Origin of the sequence: Streptomyces mutomycini, from assembly GCF_001700505.1 — a bacterium.
Lineage (GTDB): Bacteria > Actinomycetota > Actinomycetes > Streptomycetales > Streptomycetaceae > Streptomyces > Streptomyces mutomycini.
This window is the reverse complement of sequence record NZ_MAPV01000023.1, coordinates 107,836-119,553: the sequence shown is the minus strand read 5'-3', so window position 1 is coordinate 119,553 and position 11,718 is coordinate 107,836. Positions and strand designations below refer to the sequence as shown.

The 11,718-nt window shown below is 69.9% G+C and carries 9 protein-coding genes and 5 tRNA genes; 10 read left to right on the top strand and 4 right to left on the bottom strand.

Annotated elements, in window-relative coordinates; genetic code table 11:
* Positions 1-46: 46 nt before the first annotated feature.
* From BFF76_RS03480 to BFF76_RS03470, 3 genes are all read right to left on the bottom strand, one after another.
* Positions 47-454, bottom strand: coding sequence for a DUF742 domain-containing protein (locus BFF76_RS03480; RefSeq protein ID WP_031101204.1), 408 nt, complete (start codon positions 452-454; stop codon positions 47-49).
* Between the two features lie 134 nt (positions 455-588).
* Positions 589-1,002: a roadblock/LC7 domain-containing protein gene (locus BFF76_RS03475; RefSeq protein WP_006127850.1), complete on the bottom strand. Its 414-nt coding sequence runs from the start codon at positions 1,000-1,002 to the stop codon at positions 589-591.
* Between the two features lie 9 nt (positions 1,003-1,011).
* Positions 1,012-4,719, bottom strand: a complete 3,708-nt coding sequence (locus tag BFF76_RS03470) for a sensor histidine kinase (protein ID WP_065847128.1) — start codon at positions 4,717-4,719, stop codon at positions 1,012-1,014.
* 608 nt (positions 4,720-5,327) lie between these two features.
* Here BFF76_RS03470 and BFF76_RS03465 point away from each other — a divergent pair.
* From BFF76_RS03465 to BFF76_RS03425, 9 genes are all read left to right on the top strand, one after another.
* Entirely contained in the window at positions 5,328-5,510 is a 183-nt protein-coding gene (locus BFF76_RS03465) for a hypothetical protein (RefSeq protein ID WP_031101200.1), read from the top strand.
* Between the two features lie 102 nt (positions 5,511-5,612).
* On the top strand, positions 5,613-6,389 hold the full coding sequence (locus tag BFF76_RS03460; protein ID WP_031101198.1) for a fumarylacetoacetate hydrolase family protein: 777 nt from the start codon (positions 5,613-5,615) through the stop codon (positions 6,387-6,389).
* Between the two features lie 7 nt (positions 6,390-6,396).
* Positions 6,397-7,863, top strand: a complete 1,467-nt coding sequence (gene gltX, locus BFF76_RS03455; protein ID WP_079122296.1) for a glutamate--tRNA ligase — start codon at positions 6,397-6,399, stop codon at positions 7,861-7,863.
* A gap of 88 nt (positions 7,864-7,951) precedes the next feature.
* Positions 7,952-8,671 (top strand): HAD family hydrolase, encoded by a 720-nt coding sequence (locus BFF76_RS03450; protein ID WP_065847126.1) that lies wholly within the window; start codon positions 7,952-7,954, stop codon positions 8,669-8,671.
* 85 nt (positions 8,672-8,756) lie between these two features.
* Positions 8,757-8,828, top strand: a tRNA-Gln gene (locus BFF76_RS03445).
* 19 nt (positions 8,829-8,847) lie between these two features.
* Positions 8,848-8,920, top strand: a tRNA-Glu gene (locus BFF76_RS03440).
* 60 nt (positions 8,921-8,980) lie between these two features.
* Positions 8,981-9,053, top strand: a tRNA-Glu gene (locus BFF76_RS03435).
* A gap of 12 nt (positions 9,054-9,065) precedes the next feature.
* Positions 9,066-9,137, top strand: a tRNA-Gln gene (locus tag BFF76_RS03430).
* A gap of 19 nt (positions 9,138-9,156) precedes the next feature.
* Positions 9,157-9,229: transfer RNA gene (locus tag BFF76_RS03425), tRNA-Glu, on the top strand.
* Positions 9,230-9,400: 171 nt separating this feature from the next.
* On the opposite strand, the gene ndgR is transcribed toward BFF76_RS03425, so the two are convergent.
* Positions 9,401-10,117, bottom strand: coding sequence for an IclR family transcriptional regulator NdgR (ndgR, locus tag BFF76_RS03420; RefSeq protein WP_024490257.1), 717 nt, complete (start codon positions 10,115-10,117; stop codon positions 9,401-9,403).
* Between the two features lie 173 nt (positions 10,118-10,290).
* Between ndgR and leuC the strand changes: the two genes are divergently transcribed.
* A complete protein-coding gene (gene leuC / locus BFF76_RS03415; protein WP_065847124.1) occupies positions 10,291-11,715 on the top strand; it encodes a 3-isopropylmalate dehydratase large subunit in 1,425 nt (474 codons plus the stop codon).
* Positions 11,716-11,718 lie beyond the last annotated feature (3 nt).

Sequence of the window (11,718 nt, the reverse complement as noted above, 5' to 3'; positions counted from 1 at the left end):
CACCACGATCTTCGCCGAGGTGGTGGCACGAGCCGTCGTACCGCCGCTAGAGCTTGCGAAGTCCACTGAGCACCCTTTCGAGCAGTGTCACATCCGGCGCGCCGCCGGCCTCTCCGTTGCCCGGCTGGTGGATGGCCACCATGCCGGCTTCCGCCAGGTCCGCCACGAGGATCCGCGCCACACCCAGGGGCATGGAGAGGAGGGCAGAGACCTCGGCCACCGACTTGACCTCGCGGCACAGGTGGCAGATCCGCTGGTGCTCGGGGAGCAGGGTCCCCATGTTTGCGGGGTCCGCTGTGGTGCTGACCAGCGCCTCTATCGCGAGCTGGTAGCGCGGCCGTGTCCGGCCGCCGGTCATGGCGTACGGGCGGACCAGCGGCTGGTCGCCTTCACCGTCGTACGACGCGTGATGAAGCGCGCCGTACGGATCGGGTGAGGCGGGTGGCGGGGTCATAAATCCTCCGGGCGTGACAGCAGGGTGTCGGCTTGCCGTCTGAAGGTGGCCGGTGAGGGGCTGTGTCGGCCGGACGGGTGAGGGTTCTGAGTAGTACCTGGGGGGATCGTGTCAGGTGTCTGTCGCATGGCCGGTCAGTGCAGCAGACTTCCCTGTAGTTCGGCGCGGAGGTCAGGGGTGAGTACGGTCCCCGCCCGGTCGACGAGGAGTGCCATCTCGTACCCGACCAGACCGATGTCCGCGTCCGGGTGAGCGAGGACGGCCAGTGAGGATCCGTCCGAGATGGACATGAGGAAGAGGAAGCCCCTCTCCATCTCCACGACCGTCTGGCTCACGGCGCCGCCTTCGAAGATCCGGGAGGCGCCCGCGGTCAGCGACGTCAGGCCGGAGGCGACAGCCGCCAGCTGGTCGGCGCGATCGCGCGGGAAACCTTCGGACATCGCCAGCAGCAGGCCATCCGCGGAGACCACCACCGTGTGGGACACCCCTGGGGTGTTGTCCACGAAGTTGGTGATCAGCCAGTTCAGATTCTGCGCGGCCTGACTCATGGGGCTCAACTAACGCTCCTGCTGGTGAGTGGGGCCGAGTTGGAAACTGCCGGTAGACGGGCCGTTGTTGGCCTGTCGTCCCTGCTGGATGCCCCGGCGGAGATTGGTCAGACGGCCGCGTACGTCATCCGGCGCACGCGAAACCTGAGGTCCGGACTGGTGATTCTCCTGCTGAGCAGTGCCCGGCACCAAATTGGCACGTGGAACACGGCGGGGCAGTCCGGATGTGGTGATCCCGCCGGCGGCGGGCTTCTTGACCCGCTCCGCCTGCCGCACGAGTTCGTCGTTGGGTGAAGCGCGCCATGAACTGGTGGCGGCGGTGTCGGCCGCACCACGCCGCGGCATGGGCGGAAGCGGGCTGTCGGCCTGCTGAGGGGCGGCCGGTGCCTGCGGCTCGGCGGCGGGCGGCTGCTGGCCGCCCTGCTGCGGGCCGTGGAACCAGTTCGTCTCCAGCGTGTCGAACAGCGGCGTACGCCCGTCACCCGGACCGGCCGGCGGAAGCTCACCGGGGCCGGCCGGGGGGAGCCCTTCGTACTGCTGAGGCAGCGCCGGACGGCGCGGCGGCTCACCCGCGTCGGGGACCGGCGGGCGCGGCGCGCCGAAGCCGCCGTTGTCCTGCCGGTGCGGTGCGGGCATCTGGGGACGCTGCGGGGCCTGGGCACCGTATCCCTGGTCCTGCGGCATCGGGGCGTTGAAGTCCGGGCGTGCGAACTGCGTGGTGCTCGCCGGGTCCTGCGACTGCGGTGCCTGCGGTGCCGAGAAGTCCGGGCGGGCGAACTCGGCGGTTGCGCCGGGGCCCTGACGGTCGTTCATCGGCGGACGCTGGTTCGGCGGGCTGAACGACTGGTTGGGACCCGAGGTGCCCGGCCGGGAGAACCGGCCTGCCTCGTGCTCCTCGTGACCACGCGGTGAGTCCTGCTGCGTACGCCGGGGAGTCTGCTCCTCGACGCCCCAGCTCGTGCCCTGCGGGCGCTGGGGCTGCGGGTTGCCGCCGGGCAGTTCGGCCCGGGGCCCGCCGGAGGGCGGGAGCTGGCGGCCGGGACCGCCGGACTGCTGCGGGCCGCCCTGGCCGAGCTGGTTCTGCTGCGGCTGCGGGGTCTGCCGTGCGGACGGACCGCTCTGCTGGCCGGAGTGGCCGAAGAGGTTGGGCCGGCCCGAGTCCGCACCGGCCGGGGGGCCCTGCGGGGGACGGGCGCCCGGACGGGCACCACCGGCGAAGGCACCGGCGAGACCGCCGCCCTGACGCGGAGCCTCCGGCCGGCCCTGGCCCATCGGACCGGGGCCCTGCTGGCCGTTGCCGAGCGGTCCGGGACCCTGCTGAGGCTGACGCGGTCCGCCGTCGCGCGAGGGCAGCTCGGCCCGGGGAGCCGAGCCCGCACCGACCTGGCCGCGCTGGGCGGGCGCGCCCAGCCCCTTCGCGGGACCGGACGCAGCACCGGCGAGGCCGGGACGCTGGCCGCCCGCGGCGGGAGCGCCACCACCGGCGAGGAGACCGCCGGGGGCGCCGCCCTGCTGGCCCTTGCCGCCCTGGCCCTGCTTCGGCGGCTGCTTGCCGCCGTGCGCGACCTCCATGGGCAGCATGACCAGCGCGGTCGTACCACCGGAGTCGGAGGGGCGCAGCTGGATGCGGATGCCGTGACGCAGGGACAGCCGGCCGACCACGAACAGACCCATGCGGCGGGAGACCGAGACGTCCACGGTGGGCGGCGAGGCGAGCCGCTCGTTGATCGCGGCCAGGTCCTCGGGGGAGAGGCCGATGCCGGTGTCGTGGATCTCGACGAGCACACGGCCGTCGGGCAGCGCGTGACCGGTGACCCGGACCTTCGTCTGCGGCGAGGAGAACGACGTGGCGTTCTCCAGCAGCTCGGCGAGGAGGTGCACGAGGTCGTTGACGACGCGGCCGGCGACCTCGGTGGCGGGCACCGCGGCCAGTTCGATGCGCTCGTACTGCTCCACCTCGGAGGCGGCGGCACGGAGTACGTCGACCAGCGGCACGGGCCGGGTCCACCGACGGCCGGGCTCCTCGCCGGCGAGGACGAGGAGGTTCTCGCCGTTACGGCGCATACGGGTCGCGAGGTGGTCGAGCTTGAAGAGGGAGGACAGCTGGTCCGGATCGGCCTCGCGGGACTCCAGTTCGGAGATGAGCGAGAGCTGGCGCTGGATGAGGCCCTGGCTGCGGCGCGAGAGGTTGGTGAACATCGCGTTGACGTTGCCTCGCAGCAGCGCCTGCTCGGCGGCCAGACGGACCGCCTCGCGGTGCACGTCGTCGAAGGCCGCGGCCACCTGGCCGATCTCGTCCCGGGAGTGCACACCGACGGACTCGACGGAGGTGTCGACGTCCTGCGGGTCCGTCTCGGAGAGCTGCCTGACGAGCTCGGGCAGCCGGTCCTGGGCGACGCGGGTCGCGGTGTCCTGGAGCCGGCGCAGCGAGCGGATCATGGACCGCGCCACGACGAATGCGCCGACCAGCGACACCCCGAGGACGATGAGGATGATCGCACCGTTGAGGATCGCGTCCCGCTGCGACTCCTCACGGAGTTCGCGGGCCTTGCTCTCCATCTCACCGAGGAGCGTCTCCTCGATGGTCTTCATGGCCTGGATCTTGTTGGAGCTCTGGTCGTACCAGTCCATGTACGTACGGGTCTTGCCGCTGCCCTCCATGCCCAGGGGGCTGTCGAGCACCTTCTTGGCGTACATGTCGGCGGCGGTGATCTCGGGATTCCCGTTGTCCAGCGGCGCCAGGAGCTCGGCGGAGCTCCTGCCGGTGGACTCGTAGGTCGTCTCGAAGGTCTTGAGGGTCGTGCCGGCCTTGCCGAGCGCGTTGCGGCCGAACGCCTGGTCGTTGTCGTTCAGGTGCGTCTTGTCGCTGTCGCCCCCGGGCAGCGCCGCGGCGATGATGGCGCGCTCGACGGAGGCGTACTCCTTCGAGGAGGAGAAGGCGGCCAGCGCTCGCGTGCGCTTGATCATTTCCGGGTTGCTGGTGGCCTGCGCCATGTCCTGCGACAGGCTCAGCAGCGAGGTGATCAGCTGGCTGTACTGGTCGACCGTGTTCAGACTCGGGCTGTCACCGGCGTACGCGTCCTTGCGGATGCTGGTGATGTTGCCCAGCTGCGTGCCGATCTGGCTGACGCTCGCGTGGATGCTGTCCAGCGCGGCGTCGCCGGGGGTGTTGCCGATCTCGTCGGTGGCCTCGAAGAAGGCGGCCTTCGCGCGGTCGGTGCGCTCACGGGGCTGGGTGACCTTGTAGTCGGTGGCCTTCACGCCGTTCGACAGCGGGCCGGCCGACTTGTCGCGCTCCTCCTGGAGCGCGTTGGCGAGCGCGGTCGCCTGCTTGGTCATCTTCGTGAGCAGCTGCATGTGCTCCAGCTGGTCCATGTCGTTCATGGACTCGTTGATGCGCAGACCGCCCAGGGTGGTCGCCGCGACCACGGGGAGGGCGAGCAGGGAGACCAGACGCGTGCTGATGCGCCAGTTGCGCAGGGCGACGCGGGAGCCGGAAGAGGGGAGACCGGCCGACTTGGGAGGGGCCGCGGTCTCGGCACCGCCGGTGCCCGCCGTGCCGCTCGTCGTACCGGAGCGCTGCGCGCGGTCACCGCCGTCACCGGACGCGCCGGGATTCTGGGCGTGCTGGGGCGAGGAACCGCGGTCGTTCCCGCCGCGCGGCTCCTGATCAGCCGGGGTTTCCCCTCGGCCCTGGCGGGGCTGGGGCGACCCCATGCCATCCCTCTTGAAACGTCCCTGCACTAGCGTCGCAACCTCTGGACCAGGCGTCCCTCCGCGCATGGCGCGGCTGAACGGTGTCGGCGTCGTGGGGCGCTGGACGCGCCCCATGGTGGTCGTGAGTGACCGGCGTACTTCCCCCTCCCGCCGCCACTCGGCGCTGCGTTGCGCCCCTGCGCGCTGGGCCTGAAACCCGCGGCGGTGCGTGGAATTCCAGCACAGTGGAGGATCTCCAACAAGGCCCACGTACCGGGCTGTGACCTGGATGACACGGTGTGATGGCCGAGTAACAAGGCGTGTAGCGTGTTCATGGTCAAAACGGGCAATTAAGGGTGGGCTTCCTGAGGGTGGCGGGTGTCCCAGACGCCATGATCGGGAGCGGAATGCCAGATTCAGTGACGTAATGTCTTGTTTGCGCACCAAGATCAACTGCCCCTAATGGGCATTTTGTCGGCAACTTCGTGAGCAAACTCACATCATGATCGCCGTCTCATCCCGGCCCCGGTGGGGAATCGGATGTTTAGCCTGGCGCATTACAGGGATAGCGAATCCGAAAACCGGCGAGCCCCCGGGCGGCGCCCCAGCGACAAGGGTCAAAACGGCAGATGAAGACGACGATGATTTTCCGCAACATCGCCAACCCCCGGCGCACGACGCTGGCGCACCTCGAGGACGCCGAAGCGCTGCGGAAGCCGGAGCAGCGGGAGCACGCCGTCGACCTGCCGACCCAGACGGCCAACCCGCGCCGCACCATCCTGATGGTCGCCCCGGTCACGGCGGCGAAGTAGCGGCCCACCCCCGGCCGCAATGCGCGCTGCCGCCCCCCTCACCCGCGTTAGCCTGGAGCGTCAGACTTCAGCCAGCCAGCAAGTGAGGGGCGACAGCATCCCGTGCGCATCGCCAGGTTCTCCATCGACGGCAATGTCGCCTTCGGCGCGGTCGAGGGCGACAGCCCCGACAGCCTCGTCCTCGACATCATCAAGGGCATTCCGTACGCCGACTTCGAGCTCTCCGGGACCAAGGTCCCGCTGAAGAAGGTCCGGCTGCTGCCGCCCGTGCTCCCCAACAAGGTCGTGGCCATCGGCCGCAACTACGCGGAACACGCCGCCGAACTCGGCAACGAGGTCCCGGATGTGCCCATCGCCTTCTTCAAGCCCACCACCTCGGTGATCGGCTCGGGCGACGCGATCGAGTACCCCTCCTTCTCCGACGACCTGCACCACGAGGCCGAGCTGGCCGTGGTGATCGGCCGTATGTGCCGTGAAGTTCCGCGTGAGCGCGTCAAGGACGTCATCTTCGGCTACACCTGCGCCAACGACGTCACCGCCCGCGACGTCCAGCAGCGCGAGAAGCAGTGGGCCCGGGCGAAGGGCTTCGACACCTCCTGCCCGCTCGGCCCCTGGGTGGAGACCGACGTCGACCCCGGCAACCTGGCCATCCAGGCCACGGTCAACGGCGAGCAGCGTCAGCTCGGCCGGACGAGCGACATGATCCGCTCCATCGAGGATCTGGTCGTCCACATCACGGAAGCCATGACGCTGCTCCCGGGCGACGTGATCCTCACCGGGACCCCCGCAGGGGTCGGGCCCCTGCACGTCGGCGACGAGGTCGCCGTCACCATCGAAGGCATCGGCACTCTCACCAACAAGGTGATCAAGCGTGGTTAACGCACCAGTGGCACCCGTCCGCGTACGTTTCTGTCCCTCCCCGACCGGCAACCCGCATGTGGGCCTGGTCCGCACCGCCCTGTTCAACTGGGCCTTCGCCCGGCACCACCAGGGCACCCTGGTCTTCCGTATCGAGGACACCGACGCGGCCCGCGACTCCGAGGAGTCCTACGGCCAGCTGCTCGACTCGATGCGCTGGCTCGGCCTCGACTGGGACGAGGGCCCCGAGACCGGCGGCCCGCACGCCCCGTACCGCCAGTCGGAGCGGATGGACCTCTACAAGGACGTCGCGGAGAAGCTCCAGGCCGCCGGGCACGCCTACTCGTGCTACTGCACCACCGAGGAGCTCGACGCCCGCCGCGACGCCGCCCGCGCGGCCGGCAAGCCCTCGGGCTACGACGGTCACTGCCGCGACCTGAGCGAGGAGCAGAAGGCCGCGTACGAGGCCGAGGGCCGCACCTCGATCGTCCGCTTCCGGATGCCCGACGAGGCGATCACCTTCACCGACCTGGTCCGCGGCGACATCACGGTGCAGCCGGAGAACGTCCCGGACTTCGGCATCGTCCGTGCGAACGGCGCTCCTCTCTACACGCTCGTCAACCCGGTCGACGACGCCCTGATGGAGATCACGCACGTCCTGCGCGGCGAGGACCTGCTCTCCTCCACCCCCCGCCAGATCGCCCTCTACCGGGCGCTCATCGAGCTGGGCATCGCGAAGGACACCCCCGCCTTCGGCCACCTGCCGTACGTCATGGGGGAGGGCAACAAGAAGCTCTCCAAGCGCGACCCGCAGGCCTCGCTCAACCTCTACCGCGAGCGCGGCTTCCTGCCCGAGGGTCTGATCAACTACCTCTCGCTGCTCGGCTGGTCCATCGCGGAGGACCGCGACATCTTCGGCCGGGACGAGCTGGTGGCCGCGTTCGACATCGCGGACGTCAACGCCAACCCGGCGCGCTTCGACCTGAAGAAGGCCGAGCACATCAACGCCGAGCACCTGCGCATGCTCGACGTGAAGACCTTCACCGAGGCATGCGGCCCCTGGCTGAAGGCCCCCTTCGCCCCCTGGGCGCCCGAGGCGTTCGACGCGGAGCAGTTCGCCGAGATCGCCCCGCACGCCCAGACCCGTGTGACGGTCCTCTCGGACATCACGGCCAACGTGGACTTCCTCTTCCTGGACGAGCCCGTCGAGGACGAGGCGTCCTGGGCCAAGGCCATGAAGGCGGGCTCCGACGCCCTGCTCGTCACCGCCCGCGCCGAGCTGACCGCCGCGGAGTGGAACGCCGAGGCGCTCAAGACCGCCGTCCTCACCGCGGGTGAGAAGCACGGTCTGAAGCTGGGCAAGGCGCAGGCCCCGGTCCGCGTCGCCGTCACCGGCCGCACGGTCGGCCTGCCGCTCTTCGAGTCCCTGGAGATCCTGGGCCGCGAGAAGACGATCGCACGCATCGACGCGGCGCTGGCGAAGCTCGCCGCGTAGCGTCCGGTTCTCCCACGACGGGGTGGCCGCCCGAGCCGGGGTGGCCACCCCCTCGGCATGCGGTGGCCGTGCCGGTAATCTGGCCGGCATGCCGATCCGAGCGGTTCTCTGGGACATCGACGACACGATCTTCGACTACTCCGGGGCGGACCGCACCGGTATGCGCAAGCACCTGGAGCACGAGGGCTTTCCCGGGGGATACGCCACCCTGGAGCTTGCCCTCGACGCGTGGAAGGCCATCACGGATGTGCAGTGGGCGCGTTTCGCCGCAGGGGAGCTGGACTTCCAGGGGCAGCGACGGGAACGCGTACGTGCCTTTCTCGCGCGGGTGCTGAGCGATGCCGAGGCCGATGACTGGTTCGGCCGGCACGCGGCTCACTACGAGGCGGCGTGGGCCCTCTTCCCGGACACCATGCCCGTCCTGGACCGGTTGGCGGGAAGCTTCCGCCACGCCGTCCTGTCCAACTCGAGCATCCACAACCAGGACCGCAAGCTGCGCGCCCTCGGGGTCCGGGACCGCTTCGAGGCGGTGGTGTGCGCGGTGGAGCTGGGAATCTCCAAGCCGGACGCGGGGGCGTTCCACGCCGCCTGCGAGGTGCTCGCTCTCGAACCGCAGGAGGTGGCGTACGTCGGGAACGAGCCCGACATCGACGCCGGCGGTGCGGTGGCCGCCGGGCTGACCGGGATCTGGCTGGACCGCGAGGGGCGGGGCGGGCGTCCCGAACTCACGCGGATCACCGGTCTGGACGAGCTTCCCGGCCTGCTGGCGGGCGATACCCGTTTTGGAGCGCCGGACACCTTCAGGTAATGTTCTTCCTGCGCCACCCGAGCGGGACGAAAGATCCGGGCGGGGAGCGCAGACAGAAACAGAACCCCAAGGGGTTGCGTTTCAGTGGGCTATGGTGTAATTGGCAACACTACGGTTTCTGGTACCGTCATTCTAGGTTCGAGTCCTGGTAGCCCAGCGCAAGACCGAAGTAACAAGCCCCCGTTGTGTAGCGGCCTAGCACGCTGCCCTCTCACGGCAGTAGCGCCGGTTCGAATCCGGTCGGGGGTACAGATCCTTCCCGCGAGAACACCTGGGTCGCACCCACGTTCTTGATGCAGGATCGCTAGGGCCCCCGTTGTGTAGCGGCCTAGCACGCTGCCCTCTCACGGCAGTAGCGCCGGTTCGAATCCGGTCGGGGGTACTTGTCACACCATGGGCTATGGTGTAATTGGCAACACTACGGTTTCTGGTACCGTCATTCTAGGTTCGAGTCCTGGTAGCCCAGCGCAAGACCGAAGTAACAAGCCCCCGTTGTGTAGCGGCCTAGCACGCTGCCCTCTCACGGCAGTAGCGCCGGTTCGAATCCGGTCGGGGGTACAACACGGCAGTACGGAAAGGCCCTTCACCTCGGTGGAGGGCCTTCTGTGTGTGTGCGGCGCAGGCTTTCGCCGGAATCGGGCTACGGAGATGATGCCCATCTCCGGTGCGGGGCAGGCGACTTGGGCCGCCACGACGCTGGGGCGGCCGGAGGGGGCGAAGCGGGCCGGGTCAGCCCGTGCGGCGCAGGGCCTCGCTCAGGCGCGCCGCCGAGTCGATGATGGCCTGGGCGTGCATCCGGCCGGGGTGGCGGGTGAGCCGCTCGATCGGGCCGGAGACGGACACCGCGGCGACCACCCGGTTCGACGGCCCGCGGACCGGGGCCGAGACCGAGGCCACGCCCGGCTCGCGCTCGCCGATCGACTGGGCCCAGCCCCGGCGCCGTACGCCGGAGAGGGCCGTCGCCGTGAACCGGGCGCCCTGCAGGCCCCGGTGCAGGCGCTCCGGCTCCTCCCACGCCATCAGGATCTGCGCGGAGGAGCCCGCCTTCATGGTGAGCGTGGAGCCGACCGGCACGGTGTCCCGCAGGCCGGACAGCCGCTCCGCCGCCGCCACGCAGATCCGCATGTCGCCCTGCCGGCGGTAGAGCTGGGCGCTCTCGCCGGTGATGTCACGCAGATGTGTGAGCACCGGTCCGGCCGTCGCCAGGAGGCGGTCCTCGCCGGCCGCGGCCGCGAGTTCCGACAGCCGGGGGCCGAGAATGAAGCGGCCCTGCATGTCCCTCGCCACCATGCGGTGGTGTTCGAGTGCCACGGCCAGTCGGTGTGCCGTGGGCCGTGCGAGCCCTGTCGCCGCGACCAGCCCGGCGAGGGTGGCCGGACCGGACTCCAGGGCGCTCAATACCAGAGCTGCCTTGTCGAGAACGCCGACGCCACTAGAGTTGTCCATACGACGATACTCGCGTCTCACTCTGTGAAACGCAAGTTCAATTTTCCCCGGAAGTTGCGAACCTGTACAGGCGGCCGTACAACGGCCCGCAGCCACCGCCCCGCTCGGGGGTCCGGACGGCGGCACCCGAATCTCTAGTTGGGCCGGCGAAGACGCCGGCCGGAGGGAAAGCGATGGGTAGGACACTCGCGGAGAAGGTCTGGGACGACCACGTCGTCCGGCGCGCCGATGGCGAGCCCGACCTCCTCTTCATCGATCTGCACCTGCTGCACGAGGTGACCAGCCCGCAGGCGTTCGACGGTCTGCGCCAGGCAGGCCGGCCTGTACGGCGCCTCGACCTCACCATCGCCACCGAGGACCACAACACCCCGACCCTCGACATCGACAAGCCGATCGCCGACCCCGTCTCCCGCGCCCAGCTGGAGACCCTGCGCAAGAACTGCGCGGAGTTCGGCGTCCGGCTGCACCCGCTGGGTGACGTGGAACAGGGCGTCGTGCACGTGGTCGGCCCGCAGCTCGGCCTGACCCAGCCCGGCACCACGGTCGTCTGCGGCGATTCGCACACCTCCACCCACGGCGCCTTCGGAGCACTGGCCTTCGGCATCGGCACGAGCCAGGTCGAGCACGTCCTGGCCACCCAGACGCTGCCGCTGGCCCGCCCCAGGACGATGGCGATCACCGTCGAGGGCGAACTCCCCGACAGTGTCACCGCCAAGGACCTCATCCTTGCCATCATCGCCAGGATCGGTACCGGCGGCGGCCAGGGCTACATCCTCGAATACCGCGGCTCCGCCATCGAGAAGCTCTCGATGGAGGCCCGGATGACCATCTGCAACATGTCGATCGAGGCCGGTGCCCGCGCGGGCATGATCGCCCCCGACGAGACCACCTTCGCCTATCTGCGGGGCCGCGACCACGCTCCCGAGGGCGAGGAGTGGGACGCCGCGGTGGAGTACTGGAGGACGCTGCGCACCGACGAGGACGCCGTCTTCGACGCCGAGGTCGTCATCGACGGCACGGCGCTCGCGCCGTTCGTCACCTGGGGCACCAACCCCGGCCAGGGCGCACCCCTGTCGGCCGCCGTCCCCGACCCCGCTTCGTACGAGGACGCCTCGGAGCGCCACGCCGCCGAAAAGGCCCTGGAATACATGGGGTTGACCGCCGGACAGCCGCTGCGCGAGATCAACGTGGACACCGTGTTCGTAGGTTCCTGCACCAACGGTCGCATCGAGGACCTGCGTAACGTGGCCTCCATCATGGGCGGCCGTAAAGTCGCCGACGGCGTAAGGATGCTGGTCGTTCCCGGGTCCGTCCGGGTCGCCCTGCAGGCCGTGGAGGAGGGCCTGGACAAGGTCTTCACCGCCGCCGGTGCCGAATGGCGGCACGCGGGCTGCTCGATGTGCCTCGGCATGAACCCCGACCAGCTGGCCCCCGGCGAGCGCTCGGCCTCCACCTCGAACCGGAACTTCGAGGGCAGGCAGGGCAAGGGCGGCCGCACCCACCTGGTCTCCCCGCAGGTCGCCGCCGCCACCGCAGTGCTGGGCCATCTGGCCTCGCCCGCCGATCTGTCCGACGCCCGTACGCCCGCCGGAGTCTGAGAG